Annotated in this window: 23 protein-coding genes; 12 read left to right on the top strand and 11 right to left on the bottom strand. The window is 68.4% G+C overall.

Annotated features, from left to right (window positions below; translation table 11 throughout):
• Window positions 1–7: 7 nt before the first annotated feature.
• From FIU88_RS05340 to FIU88_RS05380, 9 genes are all read right to left on the bottom strand, one after another.
• Window positions 8–328, bottom strand: a complete 321-nt coding sequence (locus FIU88_RS05340) for a hypothetical protein (RefSeq protein ID WP_016856629.1) — start codon at window positions 326–328, stop codon at window positions 8–10.
• Between the two features lie 25 nt (window positions 329–353).
• Entirely contained in the window at window positions 354–755 is a 402-nt protein-coding gene (locus FIU88_RS05345; RefSeq protein WP_152478447.1) for a gamma-glutamylcyclotransferase, read from the bottom strand.
• Window positions 756–998: 243 nt separating this feature from the next.
• A complete protein-coding gene (gene cdd, locus FIU88_RS05350; protein ID WP_016856627.1) occupies window positions 999–1,418 on the bottom strand; it encodes a cytidine deaminase in 420 nt (139 codons plus the stop codon).
• On the bottom strand, window positions 1,415–2,149 hold the full coding sequence (deoD, locus tag FIU88_RS05355; RefSeq protein WP_016856626.1) for a purine-nucleoside phosphorylase: 735 nt from the start codon (window positions 2,147–2,149) through the stop codon (window positions 1,415–1,417). The genes cdd and deoD overlap by 4 nt, the downstream gene beginning before the upstream one ends.
• Window positions 2,150–2,209: 60 nt before the next feature.
• On the bottom strand, window positions 2,210–3,421 hold the full coding sequence (locus tag FIU88_RS05360; protein WP_152478448.1) for a phosphopentomutase: 1,212 nt from the start codon (window positions 3,419–3,421) through the stop codon (window positions 2,210–2,212).
• On the bottom strand, window positions 3,418–4,746 hold the full coding sequence (gene deoA / locus FIU88_RS05365) for a thymidine phosphorylase (protein WP_152478449.1): 1,329 nt from the start codon (window positions 4,744–4,746) through the stop codon (window positions 3,418–3,420). The genes FIU88_RS05360 and deoA overlap by 4 nt, the downstream gene beginning before the upstream one ends.
• Window positions 4,746–5,528 carry a deoxyribose-phosphate aldolase gene (deoC, locus tag FIU88_RS05370; protein WP_152478450.1) on the bottom strand — a complete coding sequence of 261 codons (783 nt, stop codon included), beginning with the start codon at window positions 5,526–5,528 and terminating at the stop codon, window positions 4,746–4,748. The genes deoA and deoC overlap by 1 nt, the downstream gene beginning before the upstream one ends.
• 72 nt (window positions 5,529–5,600) lie before the next feature.
• A complete protein-coding gene (locus tag FIU88_RS05375; protein WP_016856094.1) occupies window positions 5,601–6,869 on the bottom strand; it encodes a NupC/NupG family nucleoside CNT transporter in 1,269 nt (422 codons plus the stop codon).
• A 78-nt stretch (window positions 6,870–6,947) separates the two neighbouring features.
• Window positions 6,948–7,778, bottom strand: a complete 831-nt coding sequence (locus FIU88_RS05380; protein WP_152478451.1) for an outer membrane protein OmpK — start codon at window positions 7,776–7,778, stop codon at window positions 6,948–6,950.
• 277 nt (window positions 7,779–8,055) lie between these two features.
• Between FIU88_RS05380 and FIU88_RS05385 the strand changes: the two genes are divergently transcribed.
• The 8 genes from FIU88_RS05385 (at window position 8,056) to FIU88_RS05420 (ending at window position 15,486) form a co-directional block, all read left to right on the top strand.
• Window positions 8,056–8,775 (top strand): DeoR family transcriptional regulator, encoded by a 720-nt coding sequence (locus FIU88_RS05385; RefSeq protein ID WP_152478452.1) that lies wholly within the window; start codon window positions 8,056–8,058, stop codon window positions 8,773–8,775.
• Between the two features lie 115 nt (window positions 8,776–8,890).
• Entirely contained in the window at window positions 8,891–9,571 is a 681-nt protein-coding gene (locus FIU88_RS05390) for a CBS domain-containing protein (RefSeq protein WP_152478453.1), read from the top strand.
• Window positions 9,572–9,901: 330 nt separating this feature from the next.
• Window positions 9,902–10,900 (top strand): ubiquinol oxidase subunit II, encoded by a 999-nt coding sequence (cyoA, locus tag FIU88_RS05395; protein WP_152478454.1) that lies wholly within the window; start codon window positions 9,902–9,904, stop codon window positions 10,898–10,900.
• A gap of 3 nt (window positions 10,901–10,903) precedes the next feature.
• A complete protein-coding gene (gene cyoB, locus FIU88_RS05400) occupies window positions 10,904–12,928 on the top strand; it encodes a cytochrome o ubiquinol oxidase subunit I (RefSeq protein ID WP_152478455.1) in 2,025 nt (674 codons plus the stop codon).
• A complete protein-coding gene (locus FIU88_RS05405) occupies window positions 12,929–13,543 on the top strand; it encodes a cytochrome o ubiquinol oxidase subunit III (RefSeq protein ID WP_152478456.1) in 615 nt (204 codons plus the stop codon).
• A 1-nt stretch (window position 13,544) separates the two neighbouring features.
• Window positions 13,545–13,874 carry a cytochrome o ubiquinol oxidase subunit IV gene (gene cyoD / locus FIU88_RS05410; protein ID WP_035599463.1) on the top strand — a complete coding sequence of 110 codons (330 nt, stop codon included), beginning with the start codon at window positions 13,545–13,547 and terminating at the stop codon, window positions 13,872–13,874.
• Window positions 13,874–14,776, top strand: a complete 903-nt coding sequence (gene cyoE / locus FIU88_RS05415) for a heme o synthase (protein WP_016856086.1) — start codon at window positions 13,874–13,876, stop codon at window positions 14,774–14,776. The genes cyoD and cyoE overlap by 1 nt, the downstream gene beginning before the upstream one ends.
• Before the next feature lie 104 nt (window positions 14,777–14,880).
• Complete coding sequence (locus tag FIU88_RS05420; protein ID WP_152478457.1) at window positions 14,881–15,486, top strand: Yip1 family protein; 606 nt, start codon at window positions 14,881–14,883, stop codon at window positions 15,484–15,486.
• Window positions 15,487–15,631: 145 nt separating this feature from the next.
• On the opposite strand, the gene FIU88_RS05425 is transcribed toward FIU88_RS05420, so the two are convergent.
• A complete protein-coding gene (locus FIU88_RS05425) occupies window positions 15,632–16,768 on the bottom strand; it encodes an aminotransferase class V-fold PLP-dependent enzyme (RefSeq protein WP_152478458.1) in 1,137 nt (378 codons plus the stop codon).
• Window positions 16,769–16,979: 211 nt separating this feature from the next.
• Here FIU88_RS05425 and FIU88_RS05430 point away from each other — a divergent pair, with 211 nt between their 5' ends.
• The 3 genes from FIU88_RS05430 to FIU88_RS05440 all read left to right on the top strand — a co-directional run bounded on the left by FIU88_RS05430 (window position 16,980) and on the right by FIU88_RS05440 (window position 19,915).
• On the top strand, window positions 16,980–17,486 hold the full coding sequence (locus FIU88_RS05430; RefSeq protein ID WP_152478459.1) for a porin family protein: 507 nt from the start codon (window positions 16,980–16,982) through the stop codon (window positions 17,484–17,486).
• A gap of 300 nt (window positions 17,487–17,786) precedes the next feature.
• Complete coding sequence (locus tag FIU88_RS05435) at window positions 17,787–18,704, top strand: mannosyl-3-phosphoglycerate phosphatase (protein ID WP_152478460.1); 918 nt, start codon at window positions 17,787–17,789, stop codon at window positions 18,702–18,704.
• Window positions 18,701–19,915, top strand: a complete 1,215-nt coding sequence (locus FIU88_RS05440) for a glycosyl transferase (RefSeq protein WP_016856081.1) — start codon at window positions 18,701–18,703, stop codon at window positions 19,913–19,915. The genes FIU88_RS05435 and FIU88_RS05440 overlap by 4 nt, the downstream gene beginning before the upstream one ends.
• 87 nt (window positions 19,916–20,002) lie before the next feature.
• On the opposite strand, the gene FIU88_RS05445 is transcribed toward FIU88_RS05440, so the two are convergent.
• Window positions 20,003–21,796, bottom strand: coding sequence for a sugar phosphorylase (locus tag FIU88_RS05445; RefSeq protein ID WP_152478461.1), 1,794 nt, complete (start codon window positions 21,794–21,796; stop codon window positions 20,003–20,005).
• A gap of 282 nt (window positions 21,797–22,078) precedes the next feature.
• On the opposite strand from FIU88_RS05445, the gene FIU88_RS05450 reads away from it, so the two are divergent.
• Entirely contained in the window at window positions 22,079–24,412 is a 2,334-nt protein-coding gene (locus FIU88_RS05450) for a heavy metal translocating P-type ATPase (protein WP_152478462.1), read from the top strand.
• Window positions 24,413–24,483: the final 71 nt, after the last annotated feature.

Here is a 24,483-nt window from a genome sequence, read left to right on the forward strand (position 1 = left end):
CAGCCGGTTACTGCCCGCCGCCGATGGTCAGCCGCAGCGCCTGCAGGCCGCCGAGCTCGAGGCGGGTTTCCTCGGAGAACAGCGGGTGGCCGTGCACGGTCAGGTCGATGCCGGCGGCCGCGCCGCGGTAGTGCACGTCGGCGGTGACCTCGGCCTCGGTGCCGAGCGGTGCCAGCACATCGTAGCTGACGCCGTCCACTTCCACGGCGGTGAGGCCCATGTCGGTCAGCGCCTGGGTCACGTGTTTCTTCACGGCCATGCCGTAGGTGACGTAGAGCCCGCCGTAGGCCAGCGCGGCGATCACGATCAGGGAGAGAAGTCGGCCCATCGCGGGTTCCTCGTGTGGCGTGGGGTCAGATATGGGACCGGCGGGGCTGCCAGCCGCCCTCGCGAATCGCGGGGCAGCCGGCGACGTCGCGATTGTAGAGATACAGCCAGGCCGGGCCGAAGGCGGTCGCGTGCACGACCCGGTCGTAGGTGCCGCTCGCCGGCTGGCGCACGCGGTAGTCCTCGAGCACGTCGAGCTCCTTGAGCCCCGCGGCATCGACGCGGAACACCTCGATCTCGATGCCCCGGGAGGGTTCGAGCCGGGCGCCGGGGTAGGGGCCGAGGTCGAACAGGGTGACGTCGGTGAGCAGGTCCGTGCCCACGAACTCGGCGCCGTTCAGCCAGTGGTGATTGCGCAGGCCGCGTTTCAGGGTGCCGTAGACGGCGACCAGGGGCGTGCGCTCGATGGCGATGGCGGGGCTTTTCATATGGGCTGTCCTCTCCGCATTTGGCGGTCGGACAGTTTACCAAAGGTCGTCGCTCGGGGCTGATCCGGCGACAGCCCTACGCGGGGCGCTGTGAACCCATCCCTGGGCGCTACTTTTGCCATCCCTGGCAAAAACCCCCGCTACGAGCTGTCTCCGGCGCCCCTTACTGCTGGCAATGGGAGATCGAAAAACGCCCCGCACGATGGCGGGGCGTTGGGGCGAGCGGTCATGGGAGGCCGTGCCTCAATCCATCGCCGAGTCGCGGCCCAGGTTCTCGGGGCCGAAGGAGTCGGGCAGCAGCTGGTCCATGGTGTAGCGGCGCAGCAGCGTGCCCTGGGCGTCGACCACGCGGATCAGGGTCTCGGGGGTGGCAAACTCGCGGATGCGTTGGCGGCAGTCGCCGCAGGGCGTGCACAGGTGCTCGCCCGGGCCGATCACGTAGACCTCGCGCAGCTCGCGCTCGCCGGCGCTGGCCATGGTGGCGATGGCCGAGGCCTCGGCGCAGATGCCCTTGTAGTGGGCGACCTCGACGTTGGCGCCGACGTAGCGGGTGCCGCTCTCGCTGACGATCAGCGCGCCCACCGGATGGTTCGAGTAGGGCGCGTAGGCGCGGTCGCGCACGTCGATCAGCGCCTCGACGATATCGGGCTGGACCTCGCTCATGCCTGGGCCTCCCGGGCGGCGTCGTCGCGCAGCACGCTGTCCAGGGCGACGGTCATCATCTCGTCGAAGGTGGTGGCGCGCTCGTCGCTGGAGAGCGAGTCGCCGCGCACGATGTGGTCGGAGACCGTGCAGATGGTGGCGGCCCGGGCGCCGAACTCGGCGGCCACGCCATAGAGGCCGGCGGCCTCCATCTCCACGCCGACGATGCCGTAGCGGCGCATCAGGTCGATCATCTCGGGGCGCGGGTCGTAGAACAGGTCCGCGGAGAAGATGTTGCCGACCTTGACCGGCACGCCCTGGGCCGCGGCGGCGTCCACCGCGTGGCGGGTCAGCTCGAAGTCGGCGATGGCGGCGAAGTCGTTGCCGAGGAAGCGGGTGCGGTTGACGCCGGAGTCGGTGCAGGCGCCCTGGCCGATGACCACGTCGCGCACCTTCACGTCGTCGCGCACCGCGCCGCAGGAGCCGACGCGGATCAGGCTCTTCACGCCGAACTCGGTGATCAGCTCCTTGGCGTAGATCGACACCGAGGGGATGCCCATGCCATGGCCCATCACCGAGATCTCGCGGCCCTTGTAGGTGCCGGTGTAGCCATACATGTTGCGCACGTCGTTCACCTGACGGGCGTTGTCGAGGAAGGTCTCGGCGATGTACCTGGCGCGCAGCGGGTCGCCGGGCATCAGCACGGTGTCGGCGAAGTCGCCGCGTTCGGCCTTGATATGCGGGGTGGCCATGTTCGGTCTCCTTGGTCTTTGATCCGAGTGTCGTCGGCCCGGGGCCTGGTCGGACGTCGATTAACTTGCCGGCAGGAAGCTCGTGCCGTCGTCCATGGGCGCCAGGCCGAGGTGCGCGGCCAGGCTCTGGCCGATGTCGGCGAAGCTCTCGCGCACGCCCAGCGAGCCGGGCGCGAGGCCGGCGCCGCTGGCCAGCACCGGGATGTGCTCGCGGGTGTGATCGCTGCCGGGCCAGGTCGGATCGCAGCCGTGGTCGGCGGTGAGGATCAGCAGGTCGTCGTCCTCGAGGCGCGCCAGCAGCTCGGGCAGGCGGGCGTCGAAGGCCTCCAGGGCGGCGGCGTAGCCGGCCACGTCGCGGCGGTGGCCGTAGACCATGTCGAAGTCGACGAAGTTGGTCATGATCAGCGAGCGGTCGCCGGCCTCGGCCATCGCGTCGAGGGTGGCGTCGAACAGGGCGTCGTGGCCGCTGGCCTTGAGGGTGCGCGAGATGCCGCAGTGGGCGTAGATGTCGGCGATCTTGCCGATCGCCACCACCTCGCCGCCGTCGTCGTGCAGCTTCTGCAGCACCGTGGGCGCGGGCGGCTCGACGCTGTAGTCGCGGCGGTTGGCGGTGCGGGCGAAGTCGTCGGCACTCTCGCCCGTGAAGGGCCGCGCGATCACTCGGCCGATGTTGTAGGGCTCGAGCAGCCGGCGGGCGGTCTCGCACAGCGCATAGAGGCGCTCGAGGCCGAAGGCGTCCTCGTGGGCGGCGATCTGGAACACCGAGTCCGCCGAGGTGTAGACGATCGGCTTGCCGCTGGCGACGTGCTCCTCGCCGAGCCGGGCGATGATCTCGGTGCCGGAGGCGTGGCAGTCGCCGATCACGCCGGGCAGGTCGGCCTCGCGCACCAGCGCCTCGAGCAGCTCGGGCGGGAAGCTGTGCTCGCGGTCGCTGAAGTAGCCCCACTCGAAGCGCACCGGCACGCCGGCGATCTCCCAGTGGCCGGAGGGCGTGTCCTTGCCGGAGGAGATTTCCCTGGCCACGCCGTAGGCGCCGTCGACGCCCTGCGGCGGAGTGACGCCGTCGGCCCAGGCGCCGGTGCTCTCGTGGTGGGCGTGGAACAGCCCCAGCCGGCCGAGGTTCGGCAGCGCGAGCGGGCCGCGCGTGGTGGAATCGGCGCACTCCCGGGCGATATGGCCCAGGGTGTCGGCGCCGGCGTCGCCGAAGGCCTCGGCGTCCGGAGTGGCGCCGAGGCCGAAGGAATCGAGAACGAGCACGATGGCGCGGGTCATGGGACCTCCCGACGGATGGTGTCCTGAATCAGTGGTGGCGCGGGGCAGGGCGCGTCACTCAGCGTGAGGGCGTCGCGCAGCCGGGCCTCGGCGCGCTCGGCGTCGGCCTCGCTGCGAGCGTGGATGCGCGCCAGCGGCTGGCCGGCGGCGACGGCCGCGCCCAGCTCGGCGATGTCGCTCAGGCCGACGGCCGGGTCGATGGCGTCCGCCGGATGACGACGCCCGCCGCCGAGCTCGACCACCGCCATGCCCACGGCACGGGTGTCGATGGCGCCGAGATGGCCCGCGCGCGCGGCGCGGACCTCGCGCACCACCGGCGCGGCGGGCAGGTGGGCGTCGGCGCGCTCGAGCAGGTCGCTCGGGCCGCCGAGGCCGGCCACCATGCGCGCGAAGCGCTCGGCGGCGGCGCCGGAGGCCAGCCGCTCGTCGAGCCGGGTGAGCGCCGCGTCGCGGTCGGCGGCCAGGCCGCCGGCCAGCAGCATCTCCGCGGCCAGGGTGCGGGTGACCTCGAGCAGGCGGCCGCCGCGGCGCTCCCCGGTCAGCACCGCCAGTGCCTCGCGCACCTCCACGGCGCTGCCGGCACAGGGCGCCAGCGGCTGGCTCATGTCGGTCAGCAGCGCGGTGGTCGGCGTGCCGGCGCGGCTCGCCACCGTGGCGATGGCCTCGGCCAGCTCGCGGGAGGCCTCCGGCGTGGGCATGAAGGCACCGCTGCCGACCTTGACGTCCATCACCAGGGCGTCGAGGCCGCAGGCGAGCTTCTTGCCCAGGATCGAGGCCACGATCAGCGGCAGCGACTCCACGGTGGCGGTGACGTCGCGCACCGCGTAGAGGCGCTTGTCGGCCGGGGCCAGGCTGCCGGTCTGGCCGATGATCGCCACGCCCGCGTCCTTCACCAGGCGGCGGAAGGTGGCGGTGTCCGGGGTGACCGAATAGCCGGGGATGGCCTCGAGCTTGTCGAGGGTGCCGCCGGTGTGGCCGAGGCCGCGCCCGGAGATCATCGGCACGTGGCCGCCGCAGGCGGCGACCCATGGGCCGAGCACCAGCGAGACCAGGTCGCCGACGCCGCCGGTGGAGTGCTTGTCGAGCACCGGGCCGGGCAGGTCGAGCCCGGACCAGTCGAGCACCTCGCCGGAGTCGCGGGTGGCCTCGGTGAGGGCCACCGTCTCGGCGTCGTCCATGCCCTGCAGATAGATGGCCATGGCCAGGGCGCCGACCTGGGCGTCCGACAGGCCGCCGTCGGCGATGCCGGAAACCAGCTCGCGGATGGCGTCGGGCGGCAGCGGCCGCCCGTCGCGCTTGGTGCGAATGGCTTCCTGGGGAAGCATCAGTAGTCGTCCTCGTCGCCGTCGGCGGCCGGGGCGTCGAAGGCGCCGAGGTTCATCAGCAGGTCGTCGAGCAGGCCGGAGGCGCCGAAGCGGAAGTGGGCCGGGGAGATCCAGCCGGCGCCCATGATGCGCTCGGCGAGCTGCAGGTAGGCCGCGGCATCCTCGGTGGTGCGCACGCCGCCGGCGGCCTTGAAGCCGATGTCGCGGCCGCTGTCGCGGATCACCTCGAGCAGGATCTCGGCGGCTTCCAGGGTGGCGTTGACCTCGACCTTGCCGGTGGAGGTCTTGAGGAAGTCGGCGCCGCCTTCCACGGCCAGCTCGGCGGCGCGGCGGATCAGCGCCGGATCCTTCAGCTCGCCGGTCTCGAGGATGACCTTGAGGGTGGCGTCGCCGCAGGCGGCCTTGCTCATCTCGACCAGGTCCTGGCAGACGCCTTCGTCGCCGGCCATCAGCGCGCGGTAGGGGAAGACCACATCGACCTCGTCGGCGCCGGAGGCCACGGCCTCGCGGGTGGCGCGGGCGGCGCGCATGACGTCGTCGCCGCCGTCGGGGAAGTTGGTGACGGTGGCGATCTTGACGCTGTCGTTCAGGCGGTGGGCGGTCAGCGCACGGCGGGCCGGGACGATGAACTGCGGGTAGATGCAGATCGCCGCCGGGTTGCCCATCGGCGTCTTGGCGCGCTGACACAGGCCTTCGACGGTGGCATCGGTGTCGTCGTCGTTGAGGCTGGTGAGGTCCAGCAGCGGCAGGGCCTGGCGGGCAACGCGTTGCAGATCGGTCATGTCGTGGTCCTGTAGGAAAGGGGCCTGGAGTAAGAATGACACCGCGGCCGAGCGGGCCGCGGTGTCGCCGGTTCATGCCCCGAGGGCGATGAAGAAGCCGGCAAGGGTAGCGGACATCAGGTTGGAAAGGGTACCCGCGAGCACGGCCTTGAGGCCCAGGCGGGCGATATCGTGGCGCCGGCTGGGGGCGATGGTGCCGAGGCCGCCGAGCAGGATGGCGATCGACGACAGGTTGGCGAAGCCGCACAGGGCGAAGGACAGGATGGCCGCGGAGTGGTCGGACAGCGCCTCGCCGGTGGCCGCGACCATCTGGTCGCCGCTCAGGTAGGGGGCGAGGTTGATATAGGCGACGAACTCGTTGACCACCAGCTTCTGGCCGATGAAGGAGCCGGCCAGGGTGGCCTCGCTCCAGGGCACGCCGAGCAGGAAGGCCAGCGGCGAGAACAGCCAGCCGAGCAGCAGCTCGAGGCTCAGCGAGTCGAAGCCGAACCAGCCGCCGATGCCCCCCAGGATGCCGTTGAGCAGCGCGATCAGGCCGATGAAGGCCAGCAGCATGGCGCCGACGTTGGCCGCCAGCATCAGGCCGGAGCTGGCGCCGGAGGCGGCGGCATCGAGCACGTTGCTGGGATGGTTCTCTTCCTCGTCGAGGCGCTCCTCGGCGGCGGAGACGCTGTCCTCGGGCTCCTCGGTCTCGGGCAGCAGCAGCTTGGCGAACAGCAGCCCGCCCGGGGCGGACATGAAGGAGGCGGCCACCAGGTATTCCATGGGAATGCCCAGCGCGGCATAGCCGGCCATGACCGAGCCGGCCACCGAGGCCAGGCCGCCGCACATCACCGCGAACAGCTGCGACTGGGTCATCTTGGCGATGAAGGGCCGCACCACCAGCGGGGCTTCGGTCTGGCCGACGAAGATGTTGGCGGTGGCCGAGAGCGACTCGGTGCGCGAGGTGCCGAGCGCCTTCTGCAGCGCGCCGCCGAGCAGGCGGATCACCCACTGCATGATGCCCAGGTAGTAGAGCACCGCGGTCAGCGAGGAGAAGAAGATGATGACCGGCAGCACCTTGATGGCGAAGATGAAGCCGGAGGACTCGGCGTTGGCCAGGCCGCCGAACACGAAGTCGATGCCGTCGTTGGCGTAGAGCACCACCTGACTGACGGCCTCGGAGACGGTGGCGAGCACTTCCTGCCCGGCCGGCACGTAGAGCACGAAGGCGCCGATGCCGGCCTGGATGGCGAAGGCGCCGCCCACGGTGCGCAGGCGGATCGCGCGGCGATTGCTGGAGAAGAGCACGGCGATGGCGATCAGCGTCGCGATACCGATCAGGCTCATGAGCAAGGTCATGGGGATGTCCTTGTGGTTGATGGCAGAGGCGCGCGCGTCGCGCCTCGAGGCCGGCGATGGGTCAAGAGGCGCGGCAGGTTACAGGAAGTTGACCTTGAGGGTATAGATCATCGCATTCTGGTAGTCATCGGCGGTGCCCAGCTTGTTGTTCGAGTAGCGATACTGCACGCCGGTGGTGATCTCCTCGATCGGGTGCCACCACAGCGCCACGGCGCCGTTGGTGCCCAGCTCGCCGGCCGGGCCGTTGACGTAGTTCTCGCGCAGGTACTCGTCGTCGCGCTCGAAGGTCTGCTCGTGCCAGTTGGTCAGGCTGAAGGCCTCGCCGAAGGCCTGGAAGTCGTAGCCCAGCACCCAACCGGCCATGTAGCCGTTCTCGCCGCTGTAGGCGCCGCTCCCGCTCTCGACCCAGGCCTTGCCGATGAACGGCTTGAACCACAGGCCGCCCGCGAAGGTGTGGCGATAGCCGAGGCCGGCCACGCGATCCTGCTCCTCGCTATCGTAACCGTAGTCGCGGAAATCGTAGACGTGGAAGTACAGCGAGAAGGGCGTGTCGCCGAGATAGAGGTGCGAGGTGACCTTGGCGGCGCTGCGGCGGTTGTCGCGGCCGTCTTCCTCGCTGGTCTCGTTCTGCGGGTTCTCGAAGTCGTAGAAGCCGTAGAATTCGCCCCAGTCGAAGCCGACGCCGCCTTCGAGCTCGAGGTAGAAGAAGTCGCCCTTGGCGGCGTTGGTGGCGGTGCGCTCTTCGGTGCCGTCGGACCAGTCGAGGTAGTTGACCGAGGCGTTGGCGAACGACCACTGCGGGCTGAGGGCCGAGGCGGCGTCGTCGGATGCGACGGCGGGCAGGGCGGTGGCGCCCAGCAGCAGGCCGGCCAGGGAGACGCTGTGACGGGGAGCGAGGGAAATCGGCATGGGGAGTCGGCTCTCTGAATGTTGTTGGTCGCGGTTGTTGTCGGGTGAGGCGCCGGGGGCGCGCCAGGCTGTCGCTCACGTCGACTGGGGGCATGGGCCCGGTCATGACGGGCGAACGGGATGGCGAGCGGCGTGTTTGTTATTTGGGTAACATGGCTATGTTATTTTAATCACATTTGGCGTCGCAACCCCCGGCATGCGGGAGCGACGCGGATTCAGGGAGCCGATACGGCGAACGCCGCTTCGGGGTGTGAAACAGGGCGAAGAGGGAGAGGCGTTGAACGAACGAAGTGAAGGGCGGCTGCTGCGCCTGCAGCGGGCGCTGGGGCAGGGCGGCAGCCTGCGCCTGGCCGAGGCGGCGGCGCTGTGCGAGGTGTCGGAGATGACCATTCGCCGGGACCTGGCGGGCTCGGACGGCAGCCTGGTGCTGATCGGCGGCCATCTGATGCTGGCCAGCGATCCGCGCCACGCGCCGGTCTATGACCTGGCCGTGCAGCGCGACCGCAACGCCGAGGCCAAGCGGCGGCTGTGCCAGCGGGCACTGGCGACCCTGGAGGAGGGCGACACCCTGTTCATCGACTGCGGCACGACCCTGACGCCGCTGGCGGCCGGCCTGCCCGACGACATGTCGCTGACGGTGGTGACCTATGCGCTCAACATCGCCGAGGCGGTCAGCAAGCGCCCGGGGGTGCGGCTGTGGCTGCTGGGCGGGGTCTACCACGCCTCGTCGTGCTCGTTCTCCAGCGACGACATCGGTGAGTCTATCCGCGGCTTCGGCCTCAACAAGGCGTTTCTGACCGCGGCCGGCGTGGACGAGCGCCAGGGACTGAGCTGCTTCCACTTCCACGAGGTGGCGCCCAAGCAGGCCGCCATCGCCACCGCCCAGCGGCGGTTCCTGGTGGTGGACGACAGCAAGCGGGGGCTGGTGCGCCCGGCGCGCTTCGCCGGCCTCGATGAGGTCGACGAGGTGATCGCCGAGCAGTGGCTCGACGACTGACGGCGCGGGCGACACCGAGACTTGTCCGCGGTCAAGGTCGGGCGGCGGGGAGTTGCTATGTTGAGAGGGCGAGGGCTGGCCTCGCGTCGATCTTCACCGCCTTGGAGGTATTGCCATGCGCGCCGCAGATGTCATGACGCCCCATGTGATCACCGTGTCGCCGAACAGCGAGGTGCGCGAGATCGCCAGCCTGCTGCTGGAGCACGGCATCAGCGCCGTGCCGGTCGTCGACGAGGACGAACGGGTGCTGGGCATCGTCAGCGAGGGCGACCTGATTCGCCGCGCCGAGGACGATCGGCGCGACAAGGCCTGGTGGCTGCGCATGTTCGAGGTCGGCGATCCCGGCGAATACGTCAAGACCCATGGCCGGCTGGCGCATGAGATCATGACCCGCGAGCCGGTCACCATCGACGAGGGCACGCCGGTGCAGGAGATCGCGCGGCTGCTCGAGAAACGACGCATCAAGCGGGTGCCGGTGGTGCGCGACGGCCGGCTGGTGGGTATCGTCAGCCGGGCCAATCTGCTGCGCGGCTTCTCGGTGGCGGACCCCGGCGTCGCGGCCAGCGTCGAGGATCGCGAGATTCGCGATGCGATTCTCAAGGAAGTGGAACAACACACCGGGGTGATGGTCGAACGGCTCAACGTCATCGTCAGCGAGGGGCGGGTTCAGCTGTGGGGGCTGGTCGACAGCGAGGATCAGCGCCTCGCCGTGCAGGTCGCGGCGGAAAACGCCCCGGGCGCCCGCTCGGTGGAGAACCACATCGGCTTCATGCCGCGCGGCATGGGCGGCTACTGAGGCCATTGATCACGCCCGGGTTGCTCTGACGGCGACCCGGACTTTCCTTCCCGCGCCGGCGCCATCGCCGGTGCGACACGCTGCGGCAAATCGTCCCTTTCCTCCTTTCCTCGTTTACTACACAATACGTTCCCCGCGGCCGGACCCTTTCTCGCGCGCCTCACAATGGCGTTCGCGGGGGTGTGGCCATGAGTGAGCCGAGCCCTTTCCACGATGGTTAGCCTTTGCTGCGGTCATGGGTCAACCGGCGCAGGACAGGTCTCGGTTTCTGTGTAGCTTGCTACTAGTCAGCAGGATTTATCCTGTCGCCAAGCCTGACGAGGTCGAAACATGAATCGAACTCCCCCCCTGCGCAAGCTCGGAGTCTTGCTGCTGGCGGTGTTGCCCCTGTTGCTGGCGGGGTGCAGCTCGGCACTGCTGGACCCGAAGGGCCAGATCGGGGAAGAACAGCGTACCCTGATCCTCACGTCCTTCGGTCTGATGCAGATCGTGGTCATTCCCGTGATCGTGATGACGCTGCTCTTCGCCTGGCGCTATCGCCGCAGCAACCGCGAAGCCTCCTACCGCCCGGATTGGCACCATTCCAATCTGATCGAGGCGGTCGTGTGGTTCATCCCCTGTGTGATCATCGTGTTCCTGGCCGTTCTGACCTGGTACACCTCGCACAGCCTTGACCCGCACAAGCCCATCGAGCCGACCGCAGAACAGCAGGACCCCATCGAGATCCAGGCCGTATCGCTGGATTGGAAGTGGCTGTTCATCTATCCCGAGCAGGGCGTCGCCACCGTCAACGAGCTGGCCTTCCCCGCGGATACCCCGGTTCACTTCCGGGTCACCTCCGGCTCCGTGATGAACTCCTTCTTCATTCCGCGTCTGGGTAGCCAGATCTATGCCATGGCCGGCATGGACAACGACGTTCACCTGGTCGCCGACGAAGAGGGTATCTATCCCGGTCGTTCCACCAACTACAGTGGTGCGGGCTTCTCGGGCATGACCTTCGACGCCCATGTGGGTTCCCAGGAGGAGTTCGAGGCCTGGGTCGAGAAGGTGCGTGAATCTTCCGAGTCACTGACCTATCCCGCGGAATACAACGAGCTCGCTGCGCCGTCCGAGGACAACGAGATCGAGTATTTCTCCGAGGTATCCCCCTCTCTCTACGAGAGCATCATCAAGAGCTTCCTTGCCGGCGGCGACCACGAAGAACGTATGGCCGAGTATGCCGACAGCTACGCCGAAGGCTTCGGTCACGCTGCTGGTCATGACGACGAAGGCCACGGCGAATCAGCCGAGTCTCACGGCACGCCCATGAGCGCGGAGGCAGCGGAGTAAACCATGTTCGGAAAACTGACACTGGACTCGATTCCCTACGACGAGCCGATCATCATGGTGGTCGCGATTGCGATCGCCATCGGTGGTGCCGTCGTGGTGGGTGGTCTGACCTACTTCAAGAAGTGGGGCTATCTGTGGCGCGAGTGGTTGACCTCCATCGACCACAAGAAACTCGGCATCATGTACTTCGTGGTGGCGCTGGTGATGCTGCTGCGCGGCTTCGCCGATGCGATCATGATGCGTACCCAGCTGGCGATGGCGTCAGGTGGGGCCGAGGGCTATCTGCCGCCTTCGCACTATGACCAGATCTTCACCGCCCACGGCGTGATCATGATCTTCTTCGTCGCCATGCCCATGGTCATCGGTCTGATGAACCTGGTGGTGCCGCTGCAGATCGGCGCGCGCGACGTGGCCTTCCCGTTCCTGAACAACCTGAGCTTCTGGCTGTTCGCGGCGGGCGTGATCCTGGTCAACGTTTCCCTGCTGGTCGGCGAGTTCGCCAAGACCGGCTGGCTGGCCTACGCGCCACTATCGGGATCGGATTACAGTCCCGGGGTCGGCGTGGATTACTGGATCTGGGCGCTGCAGATATCGGGTATCGGCACGACCCTGACCGGTATCAACTTCTTCGTCACCATCATCAAGATGCGCACCAAGGGCATGACCCTGTTCCGGATGCCCATCTTCACCTGGACCTCGCTGTGCGCGAACGTCCTGATCATCGCCTCTTTCCCGATCCTGACCGCCACCATCGCGCTGCTGACCCTGGATCGTTACCTGGGCATGAACTTCTTCACCACCGATCTCGGTGGCAACATGATGATGTACGTCAACCTCATCTGGGCCTGGGGCCATCCTGAGGTGTACATCCTGATCCTGCCGGCCTTCGGCGTGTTCTCCGAGGTCATCGCGACCTTCGCACGCAAGCGTCTGTTCGGCTACGGCACCATGGTGTGGGCGACCGTCGCCATCACCGTGCTGTCGTTCATCGTCTGGCTGCACCACTTCTTCACCATGGGCGCGGGCGCCAACGTCAATGCCTTCTTCGGCATCATGACGATGATCATCGCCATCCCGACCGGCGTGAAGATCTTCAACTGGCTGTTCACCATGTACCGCGGCCGGATCGAGTTCACCTCGCCGGTACTGTGGACCCTGGGCTTCATCATCACCTTCTCCCTCGGTGGCATGACCGGTGTGATGCTGTCCATCCCGGCGGCCAACTTCGTGCTGCACAACAGCCTGTTCGTCATCGCCCACTTCCACAACGTCATCATCGGCGGCGTGGTGTTCGGCATGCTGGCGGGTCTGACCTACTGGTTCCCGAAGGCCTTCGGCTTCACCCTCAACGAGAAGTGGGGCAAGCGTTCCTTCTGGTGCTGGCTGGTCGGTTTCTACGTGGCCTTCGTGCCGCTGTACGTGCTGAGCTTCTTCGGTGCCGTGCGTCGCATGCAGTCCTACGAGAACGGTGACTGGCAGCCGCTGATGATCGTCGCCTGGGTGGGTGCCGTCATCATCCTGTGCGGTATCGCCTGCACCCTGATCCAGTTCTACGTCAGCATCCGCGACCGCAAGCAGAACCAGGACGTCACCGGCGATCCGTGGGACGGCCGCACCCTGGAGTGGGCGACGTCCTCTCCGGCGCAGTTCTACAACTTCGCGCATCTGCCCGAGATCAAGGGTGTCGATGACTTCTGGCGCATGAAGGAAGAGAACGGTGGCAAGCCGCCGCTGTCCGAAGGTCCGTACCAGGACATCCACATGCCCAAGAACACCTGGGAAGGTCCGGTGCTGGGCGCGATCTCGACCGTGTTCGGCTTCGCCCTGGTGTGGCACATCTGGTGGCTGGCCATCGTCAGCGGCATCGGCCTGTTCGTGGTCTTCATGGCGCGCATCTTCCGCGAGGACGTCGACTACTACGTGCCCGCCGCGGAAGTCGAGCGCATCGAGCGCGAGCATCGTCAGCGCGTCGAGCGTGGCGTTCAGCCGTCTTCATCCTATGCATCCCAGGTAGGGGGGCAGGCCTAAATGTCTACTGATACCCTGAGCAACCACGGGGATCATGCTCACGAGCACGATCACCACGATACCGCGGGCACCAAGATCTTCGGTTTCTGGATCTACCTGATGAGCGACCTGATCATCTTCGGGTCGCTGTTCGCCACCTACGCCGTGCTCCTCAGGGGCACGGCCGGTGGGCCGACGCCCGCCGAGATCGTCGATCTGCCGCTGATCCTGATCAGCACCTTCCTGCTGCTGGTGAGTAGTTTCACCTACGGCATGGCCGTGCTGGCGATGAACGCCGACCAGGTGAACAAGGTGAAGGCATGGCTCGCCGTGACCTTCCTGCTGGGTGCAGGCTTCATCGGCCTGGAGATCTATGAGTTCCAGCACCTGATCCACGAGGGCTTCGGTCCGGATCGCAGCGGCTTCCTGTCGGCCTTCTTCACGCTGGTCGGTACCCACGGCCTGCACGTGACCTTCGGCCTGATCTGGATCCTGGTGATGCTGGTCCAGGTGCAGCAGAAGGGCCTGACCGACATGACGCGCCCGCGGATCATGTGCCTGAGCCTGTTCTGGCACTTCCTGGACATCGTCTGGATCTGCGTCTTCTCCTTCGTCTACCTGATGGGAGTCCTGTGATATGAGCGGTCAAGCTTCCCATGCCGAGCATAGCCACGGCAGCGTCAAGTCCTATGTGATCGGGCTGATCCTGTCCATCGTGCTGACCATCATCCCGTTCGGGGTGGTGATGACCGGCTCGCTCTCGACCTCGGCTACACTGCTGATCATCGTGGCCACCGCCGTGGCTCAGGTGCTCGTGCAGCTGATCCTGTTCATGCACATGAGCACGAAGACCGATGAGGGGTGGAACTTCACCTCCTTCGTCTTCACCGTGGCGATCCTGGTCCTGGTCATTGGAGGTTCCCTGTGGATCATGTACAACCTTCACCTGAACATGATGATCGGGTAATGGCGACCTCCTCGCGGCGTAGGGACTATCTGGCGCTGACCAAGCCAGGGATCATCGGCGGCAACGCCATCTCGGTACTGGGCGGCTTCTTCCTGGCCGCCCAGGGCCAGATCGATCCCTGGCTGCTGCTGGCCACGCTGGCAGGATTGTCCCTGGTGATCGCATCCGGGTGCGCCTACAACAACGTCATCGATCGCGATATCGATGCGGTGATGGAGCGTACCCGCAGCCGGCCCCTGGTGCAGGGGCGGCTGTCGGTGGCAGAGACGCTGCGCTTCGCGACCCTGCTCGGGGTCGCGGGCTTCGCCCTGCTGGCGGTGTTCACCAACGCCGTGACCGTGGGCCTGGCGGCCTTCGGCTTCGCCATCTATGTCGGCGCCTACAGCCTGTGGCTGAAGCGCCGTTCCGAGTACGGGACCCTCGTGGGCAGCTTCTCCGGCGCCATGCCGCCGGTGGTGGGCTACTGCGCGGTGTCCGGCGAGTTCGACATGGGCGCGCTGACGCTGCTGGTGATCTTCTGCATCTGGCAGATGCCGCACTCCTACGCCATCGCCATCTTCCGCTTCAAGGACTACGAGGCCGCGAAGATTCCCGTGCTGCCCGTGGTGCGCGGCATCAGCACCGCCAAGCACTACATCCTGGGCTACGTGGTGGCCTTCCTGTTCGCCTCGCTGGCGCTGAGCGTGGCCGGCTATGCCGGTCCGGGCTACTTCGCCGTGGCACTGGTGATGGGCGTCTACTGGCTGTACCTGGCCATGCAGGGCTACTGGACCACCAACGCCGAGCGTTGGGCGAAGCGCGTGTTCGGCTTCTCCATCCTCACCATCACCGCGCTGAGCGTGATGATGTCGGTGGAATCCAGCCTGCTGCCGACCACACCGTTGATGGCCGCCCTGGGCTGAGCCGCTTCCGTTGGCGGAACCTCCCCGGTCTCTGCCTATACTTGCCGGTGAAGACACATCGTGTGGCGGGCCACCCCGGCCCGTCCCCGGCAGGAGGGAGTGCCATGTTGACACATGCCTGGGGCATCCTCGCCCACCCGAAGCGCGAGTGGCAGCAGATCAAGGAAGAGCGCGAGACACTCACCCACCTCTACGAACACCACGTGCTGCTGATGGCAGCCATCCCCGTCGTCTGTTCCTACATCGGCACCACCCAGGTGGGGTGGAGTCTCGGTGGGGGCACGACCATTCAGCTCGGCTACCTGGACGCCCTGGGGGCCGGCATCGTCTTCTATCTGGTGATCCTGGCGGCCGTCTATGCGGTCGGCAAGGTGATCCGCTACATGGCCAAGCGCTTCACCAAGCCGCCGAGCCAGAGCCAGTGCATCGTGTTCGCCGGCTACGTGGCGACGCCGATGTTCGTCAGTGGCATCGTGGCGGTCTATCCGCTGATCTGGCTGTGCATGCTCGCCGGCGTGATCGGGCTCTGCTACACGGCCTATCTGCTCTATCTCGGCATCCCGCCCTTCCTCGGCATCGATACCGAGGAGGGCTTCATCGTCTCCAGCGTGACGCTGGCCATCGGGGTGCTGGTGCTGGAGGCGCTGCTCGGCATCACCGTGCTGCTGTGGGGCTACGGCGAGCGCATCATCCTCTCGCTGATCGGCTGATCCCGCCGCGGCATCCACCTTACCGGATCGGGAACGTCAGCCATCTCAGGACTGAAAAGGGCGGCCCTCGGGCCGCCCTTTTCGTGCAGTCTTTCTCGAGTCGAATCCGCCGTGCTCGTCGCCCGACGAGGCGGCCCGAGCCGGACTACTCGTCGGTGGTCTCGATGCGGGTCATCGCCTGCTCGAGGGCCGAGAGGGTGCGCTCGAGCGAGTGCAGCTTGTCGAAGCCGAACAGGCCGATGCGGAAGGTGCGGAAGTCGTCACCCTCGTTGCACATCAGCGGCACGCCGGTGGCGACCTGCAGGCCGCCGGCGGCGAACTTGACCGCCAGATCCGGGTCGCTGGTGTAGCTCACGACTACGCCGGCGGCCTCGAAGCCGGGGGCGGCGACGCTGCGGTAGCCGTGTTCGGCCAGCAGCTCGCGGGCCCGGCGGCCGAGCTCGAGCTGTTCGTCCTGGAGCCGTTGCAGGCCGTAGCCCTCGGCCTCGGCCACGGCGTCGCGCAGGGTGCGCAGGGCGTCGGTGGGCAGGGTGGCGTGGTAGGCGTGGCCGCCGGCCTCGTAGGTCTCCATGATCGACAGCCACTTCTTGAGATCACAGGCGAAGCTCGAGCTCTCGGTCTCCTCGATGATGTCGCGGGCCAGGCGCGACATCATCACCATGGCGCAGCAGGGCGAGCCGCTCCAGCCCTTCTGCGGCGCGCTGATCAGGATGTCGACGCCGGTGTCCTGCATGTCGACCCAGTCGGTGCCGGAGGCGATGCAGTCGAGCACCAGCAGGCCGTTCTGATCGTGGATGGCCTCGGCGAGCCGGCGGATGTAGTCGTCGGGCAGTTTCACGCCGGACGAGGTCTCCACGTGGGGCGCGAACACCAGATCGGGCTGCTGGTCCTGGATCGCCTCGAGCACCTCCTCGATGGGGGGCGGCGTGAACGGCGAGGTCGGGTCGTCGTCATCCAGGCGCACGGCCTTGCGCACATAGAGGTCCGAAGGGATGTGTCCGCGCTCCAGGATCTGGTGCCAGCGATAGCTGAACCAGCCGTTGCGGATCACCAGGCAGCGTCGGTCGGTGGCGAACTGACGCGCCACCGCTTCCATGCCGAAGGTGCCGCTGCCGGGAACGATGACCGTCGAATGCGCGCGATAGACCCGCTTCAGCGACGCGGAAATGTCGCGCATCACCTGCTGGAAGCACTGCGACATGTGGTTGAGGGAACGATCCGTGTAGACCACCGAGTACTCGAGCAGTCCATCGGGGTCGACATCGGGCAGTAAACCGGCCATTGCTGTCTCCATGTTATCGGACGCTGCCTCCTGGCGGCGGAGGGCGCCTTGCACGTTAGAAGAGGATATTCCCTATCCCGGCTTCAGGCCAGGGTGCGAGCGGCGGGCCGCGACGCTGACGTGGATCATTCCCCGCCGTGGCGAAAGGGGCCGCGTTGTACCAGACTGACGTCTACGCAGGGAAACATCGTTTCCTAACTGGAGAAGCCTCATGAAGACCTTGCTGATTTCCGCCGCCGCGGCCTGTCTGGTGGCCGCCGCCACCGCCCACGCCCAGGGCGGCCCCATGACCTATCAGCCGAGCCCCTACGTCGGCGCCGATGCGCTGTTCTGGGAGCTCGACCCGGATGGCCGCGCCGATGATCGCGACAGCACCGGCCTGCGTCTGCGCGCCGGCGTCGCCTTCAATGACTACTTCGCCCTGGAGGGGCATCTCGGCACCGGCGGCTCCGATGGTGGCCTGGACCTGGACTACCTGGCCGGCGGCTACGCCAAGGGCATGCTGCCGATCACCTCGAGCTTCACGCTCTACGGGCTGCTGGGCGCCACCGAGGTCGAGTTCGATGGCGCGGACTCCGAGACCGACGTCTCCTACGGTGGGGGCGCCAGTTACGCGCTGATGCCGAACCTGTCGCTGGACGCCGATTACATGCGCTATCTCGACGAATCGAACTACGACTTCGATGCCGTGAGCCTCGGGGCCAGCTATCACTTCTGATGCCGCTGGATAGCGAGCGGCGATAGATCGCGATCCGGGGATGATGCCCCGTTACTGCGCCCCCGCTTGCCAGCGGGGGCGCTGCTCGTTTCGGCCACCGCGGCCGGGGCGTCTCCCGGGGATGTCCCTTGATGGCGCAGACATGTCGCACTCTCGTGAGGCGCCCGCCTTTTCATGGTGCACGCGGCCCGGGCGAGGGGGCGGTAGCGAGGGCGCCCGGCCCCGTCATCGCGCCGTCTGCGGTCGATCTGGCACGTTACGTGCAGAGCCGTATCGAACAAGGTCACGAAAGGTGCTGCCATGTCCTCTCCCTCCTCCCGCCCCGACGTTCCCGGCCCGAGGCTGCTCTTCACCGATCTGGATGGCTCGTTGCTCGATCACCAGACCTATGACTGGTCGCCGGCGGCGGAGTGGCTGACGCGGCTGCGCGAGGAAGGCGTGCCGGTGATCCCGGTGACCAGCAAGACCCGCAGCGAGCTGCTGGCCCTGCGTCAGGCCCTGAATCTCGTCGACAGTCCCTTCGTGGCCGAGAACGGTGCGGTGGTGGGGCTGCCAGCCGCCTGGTGCCACGCCCGCCTGGAGCGCACGCCCGGCCCCGACGGACTGGTGATCAAGACGCTCGGCGTGGACATCGGCTTCATCCGCCAGCGCCTCGCGGTGTGGCGCGAGCGCCTGGGCGTGCGCTTCACGCCGATGAGCGAGATGCAGCTCGACGACCTGGTCGCCTTCACCGGACTCAGCGAGGAGGAGGCGCGCCTGGCGCGGATGCGCGAGGGCAGCGAGCCGCTGATCTGGGCCGACAGCGAGGCGCGGCTGGAGGACTTTCGCCAGGGGCTCGCCGGCGACGGCCTGCACCTGGTGCGCGGCGGGCGCTTCTGGCACGCCACCGGCGAGTCCGACAAGGGCCAGGCGGTGAGCTGGCTGAGCGAGCGCTTCACGGCCCTGCGCGGCGTGCGCCCGCAGACCCTGGCGCTGGGCGACGGCCCCAACGACATCGCCATGCTCGAGGCGGTGGATCAGGCGGTGGTGATCCGTGGCTGCCACGGCCTGGAGGTGTCGCCGCGACAGCCCGAGCTCTACCGCAGCCGGGAAAGCGGCCCGAGCGGCTGGGCCGAGGGCGTGGACTACTGGTGGGGGCGAGGCGGGCGCCGGCAAGCGCCGGCGCTGACGGCATCCGGCAGCCGCGACAACAACGACGTGGGGAGTGTCAGCGCATGAGTGATTTCCATCAGAACGGCATCATCACCGATTTTCACAATCTCACTCGCCGGCCGGTCGAGGACCTCGAGGCCGACCTGGTGCGCTTCTCGGCGCAGCGGCCGATGAGCCTGATCCTGCCGTCGCTGTACTCCGAGCTGGAGGGGCCGGCGCTCTCGCACATCGTCGACGAGCTGGCCCAGGTGCCCTATCTCTCGGAGATCGTGATCGGCCTCGACCGGGCCGACCACGCCCAGTTCGGCAGGGCCCGCGAGTTCTTCGCGCGGCTGCCCCAGCGTCATCGCATCCTGTGGAACGACGGCCCGGGCCTGCGCGCGCTGGACGCCGAGCTGGAAGCGCAGGGCCTCGCGCCCCAGCAGCCGGGCAAGGGGCGCAACGTCTGGTACTGCGCCGGCTACGTGCAGGCCTCCGGGCGCAGCGAGGCGGTGGCGCTGCACGACTGCGACATCCTCACCTACGATCGCGGCATGCTGGCGCGGCTGTTCTACCCGGTCGCGCATCCCTACTTCAACTACGAGTTCTGCAAGGGCTACTACCCGCGCATCGCCGACGGCCGCCTCAACGGCCGGGTCTCGCGGCTGATGGTCACGCCGCTGCTGCGCGCGCTCAAGCAGATGTTCGGGCCGCTGCCGTACCTCGAGTACCTCGACTGCTATCGCTATGCGCTTTCCGGCGAGTTCGCCATGCGCACCGAGGTGCTCGACGGCATCCGCATCCCCGCCGACTGGGGGCTCGAGATCGGTGTGCTCTCCGAGGTGCATCGCAACTACTCCACCCGCCGGCTGTGCCAGGTGGATCTGGCCGACAGCTACGACCACAAGCACCAGCCGGTCTCCGAGGAGGACGCCTCCGGCGGACTCAACCGCATGAGCCTGGACATCGCCAAGGCGCTCTACCGCAAGCTGGCGACCCAGGGCGTGACCTTCAGCGCCGAGGGCTTCCGCACCCTCAAGGCCACCTACTACCGCATGGCGCTGGACCTGATCGAGGCCTACGACCACGACGCGCGGATGAACGGCCTGAGCCTCGACCGACACAGCGAGGAGCGGGCGGTGGAGCTGTTCGCCACCAACCTGCTCGAGGCCGGCGGCGTGTTCCTCGACAATCCCGGCGAGCGGCCCTTCATCCCCAGCTGGAACCGGGTGCGGGCGGCCATTCCCGACCTGCTGCCGCGCATGGCCGAGGTGGTGGAGGCCGACAACGCCGTCTGACCCCGCCGCCTGCCGCCACCAGCACCGCCCCCAGGCATTGGCCATGGGGGCGGTGTTCGTTACGCCGTTTTCCCGCTGACGGCAGATTTACCCGCCAATGTTGACCAGCCACAGGGCGCCGTAGGGCGGCAGGGCATCGTCGGCCTGCCACGCCTCGCCGCCGATCCGGTCGCGCCACTCGCCTTCGCCGAGCGGCTCGAGCGCCAGCGGCTGGGGGCGGTCGGTGACGTTGTGGATCGCCAGCAGGCGGCGCCCGTCGGGCAGCGGGCCGCGCTCGACCACCAGCAGCGTGGCCGGCGTCTCGATCACCCGCTGGGCCACGTCCGGGTGGAAGCAGGGCTCGTCGCGGCGCACCTCGAGCAGCCGCGTCAGGGCCGTGAAGGCCTGGTGGGTCGAGGTGTGCGGGCTGTCGAGCAGTCGCTCCAGGGCGCCGCGATCCCAGCGATGACGGTTGATCGAGCGCAGCCGGCCGCTGCGCTCCATGCCCTCGATGTCGTTGAGGGTGCCGGTCAGGGCGTGCAGATAGAGCGCGGGGATGCCGCGCAGGCCGAGCATCAGCTGCTGGCTGCACAGGAAACGCGGCATCTGCCAGGGGTCGGCGCCGCGGCGCGTGCCCTTCATGGCGTCGAACCAGGTGATGTTGATCTCGTAGGGCGAGTCCTCGCCGTCGTCCTTGGTGCGCATGCTGACGAAGCCGCCGAAGCGGTGCATCAGCTCGAGCAGCGCCTCGACCTCGTGGTGGGGCAGCCAGCCCTCCAGCGGGCGCACGCCGATGCCGTCGTGGCTGGCGGTGAAGTTGAGGAAGCTGCAGCCCGGTGGCAGCTCGGGCAGGCTGCGCAGCCAGGCCGCCAGGGTGCCGGCCTCGCCGCTGGTGAAGGTGTGCAGCAGCAGCGGCGGCAGCGGGAACTGATAGACCAGGTGGGCCTCGTCCGGCGGCGTGCCGTCTTTTTCGAGGCGTTCAAGACCCTGACGTTCAAGACCAAAGTAGCTGATGTTCTCGCGGTGGGGCACGTTGGTCTCGGTGAGGATCAGCGTGCCCGGTGCCACGTGATCGACGATGGCGCGCAAGAGCCGCACCACTTCGTGAGTCTCCGGCAGGTGGATGCAGGAGGTGCCGACCTGCTTCCACAGGTAGGCGATGGCGTCCAGGCGGATCACCCGCGCGCCCTGGCAGAGGTAGAACAGCAGGATGCCGACGAACTCCAGCAGCACATCGGGATTGGCGAAGTTCAGGTCGATCTGATCCTCGGAGAAGGTCGCCCACAGGTGGCGGGGGCCGCGGCGCGTGGGCACCTTGACCAGCAGCGGCGAGCTGCGCGGCCGCACCACCGCCGAGAGATCGGTGTCGGGGTCCATCTCGATGAAGTAGTCACGCCCGGGCAGGTTGCCGCCGAGGTAGTCGGCGAACCACAGCGACTCGCGGGACACGTGGTTGAGCACCAGGTCGACCCCGAGATCGAGGCGGCTGGACAGGCGCCTCACCTGGGGCCAGTCGCCCAGCTGCGGGTCGACCTCGCGGTAGTGGATGACCGAGAAGCCGTCGTCGCTGCTCCAGGGAAAGAAGGGCAGCAGGTGCACGCCGCTGAAGGTCTCCCCGAGGCGCCCGATGACGAAGTCGTCGAGCACGTCGAGGGGGGCCTGCTCGCCGTCGATCAGGCTGTCGCCGTAGGCGATCAGCCACTGGTCGCGTTCGCTCCATAGCGGCCGGGCGGGCGGCGCCTCCCCATCCGGGGGCGTCATGGGGGCCTGATGCGCCAGGAGGGTGAGCAGCCGGCGCAGCACCTCGTCGGCGCGAGGGCCATAGAGCATCGTCAGATGGCGGTGGGCCCGTTCGCGGAAGGCGCCGGCGGCCAGCGGCGTCGAGAGGGAAGGTTCCGGCATGGGCGATCGCCTCTTGTGGGGGTTTTCCTGAACATGCAGATGCCGTGCCACCTGTGAACATAGCGGACCAGGTGCGCCTCGGCGACAAGCCGTCGAGCGGGGCCGGCCCACCGGAGACACATGAATACCTCCTCGTGGCGCCCGACGCCTTGCCTGGCGCAGGAGCTTCTCTCCGGCGTGTCGCGGGCACCCTCCGTGAAGGCCCATGTACCGCTTGAGTCTATAGCGGCTACAGGCTCTAGGCTGATGCCCTGTTTCGATGACGGGCCCCAGGAGGTCAGGATGGCGCAAGACGCCGTGCAGGAAGCCGAGAAGGAGGCGTCCCGGCAACATCGGTGGCGCGTGGAGGGCATGGACTGTCCGAGCTGCGCCGGCAAGATCCGCGGCGCCCTGGAGCGTCTGGAGGGCGTGGAAGACGTGCGGGTCTCGGTCATGCAGGGCTCGCTGGCCCTCGATCTGGATGTCGGCCGTACGTCGCCCGAGGCCGTGGAATCGCTGGTCGAACGGCTGGGCTATGGCGTGCGTCGTCAGACCCCAGCGGCGGGGGGCGTTGCCGAGGCTCCGGCGGAGGCGGGCTGCTGTGCCGGGAACGACCCCGATCAGCACCAGGCGCGCGATCATGGTGATGCGTCCTCGCCGGCGGCCGGCGCTCCGGCGGCCGGCGCCCCGGCGGCCGGCGCCCCGGCTCCCCGGCGCTGGTATGCCACCGGCAAGGGGCGCCAGGTGCTGGCCACCGGGGCGGCGCTGGGCGTGGCCACGCTGCTGCGCTTCAGCGTCGGCGCGGAGCTTGCCCACTGGGCCTTCCTCGCGGCCTGCCTGATCGGGCTGGCGCCGGTCGCCCGCCGTGCGGTGACGGCGGCGCGGCTCGGCATGCCGTTCACCATCGAGATGCTGATGACCCTGGCCGCCGTCGGTGCGCTGTTCATCGGCGCCGCCGAGGAGGCGGCCATGGTGGTGCTGTTGTTCGCGGTCGGCGAGATCCTCGAGGGCGTGGCGGCCGACCGGGCCCGCTCGGGCATCCGCGCGCTGGCCGACCTGGTGCCCGGGGAGGCGCGGCTCGAGACCGCCGACGGCGAGACCCGCACGGTGGACGCGTCCCGGCTGTCGGTCGGCCAGGTGGTGGTGGTGCGCCCCGGGGACCGGATTCCCGCCGACGGCACCATCCTCGCGGGCCGCTCGTCGATCGACGAGTCGCCGGTGACCGGCGAGTCGGTGCCGCGGGCCAGGGGCGAGGGCGACGAGGTGTTCGCCGGCTCGATCAATCACGATGCCGTGCTGCGGCTGCGCGTGTCCCGGCCGCAGCAGGACAACACCATCGCGCGCATCATCCGGCTGGTGGAGGAGGCCCAGGAGGCGCGGGCACCCACCGAGCGCTTCATCGACCGCTTCAGCCGCGTCTACATGCCGGCGGTGGTCGGCCTGGCCGTGCTGGTGGCCGTGGTGCCGCCGCTGGCGCTGGGCGGCGCCTGGGGCGAGTGGACCTATCGCGCCCTGGCGCTGCTGCTGATCGGCTGCCCCTGCGCGCTGGTGATCTCGGTGCCGGCCTCGATCGCCTCGTCGCTTTCCTGCGGCGCGCGTCACGGGCTGCTGCTCAAGGGCGGGGCGGTGATGGAAGCCGCGGCCCGCACCGAGGCGGTGGCCTTCGACAAGACCGGGACCCTGACCGAGGGCCGGCCGCGGGTGACCGACGTGGTCCCGGCGGGCGATGAAGTGACGGCGCAAGGCGTGATCGCCCTGGCGGCTAGCCTCGAGCGCGACGCCAGCCATCCGCTGGCGCTGGCGGTGCTCGAGCACGCGGAGTCACTCGGCGTCGCGCCCGGGATCGCCACCGAGGCGCGGGCGGTGCCCGGGCAGGGCGTCGAGGCACGGATCGAGGGCCGCCGGGCCTTCGTCGGGGCGCCGCGCCACGCGGCCGAACGCGGCACGCTGGCCGAGGGGCTGGCAGAGCGACTCGAGGCCCTCGAGGCCGAGGGCAAGACGGTGATCGTGGCGATCGAAGACGGCGTGGCGGTGGGGGCGATCGCCCTGCGCGACGAGCCTCGGCGTGATGCCATGGCCGGCGTGGAGGCGCTGTCGGCGCTGGGCGTGCGCTCGGTGATGCTGACCGGCGACAACGATCGCACCGCCGCGGCCATTGCCGGGCGCCTCGGCATCGAGCGTCGCGCCGAGCTGCTGCCGGAGGGCAAGGTGGAGGCGATCCGCGAGCTGGCCCGCCGTGAGCGGGTGATGATGATCGGCGACGGCATCAACGACGCCCCGGCGCTGGCCAGCGCCCAGGTGGGCGTGGCCATGGGCTCGGGGACGGACGTGGCGCTGGAGACCGCCGACGGGGCCCTGCTGCGCAACCGGGTGGGCGACGCGGCGGCGCTGATCCGGCTGGCGCGGGCGACCATGGCCAACATCCGCCAGAACATCGCCATCGCCCTGGGGCTGAAGGGGCTGTTCTTGGTCACCACCCTGCTCGGCATCACCGGGCTGTGGCTGGCGATCCTGGCCGATACCGGCGCCACCGTGCTGGTCACGCTCAATGCCCTGCGGCTGCTGCGCTTCGCGCCCGGCGGTCGCGATTCGACGCAAGACGACGTGGCGGTTGCCGCCTCGCCCGCGGCAAGCTGAACCAGACTGGCGGCCTACAAGAACGCCGCGCCGGCTGATTGCCGGCGCGGCGTTCTGCATCAAGGCGCGAG

The sequence above is a fragment of the Halomonas sp. THAF12 genome, assembly GCF_009363675.1.
Lineage (GTDB): Bacteria > Pseudomonadota > Gammaproteobacteria > Pseudomonadales > Halomonadaceae > Halomonas > Halomonas smyrnensis.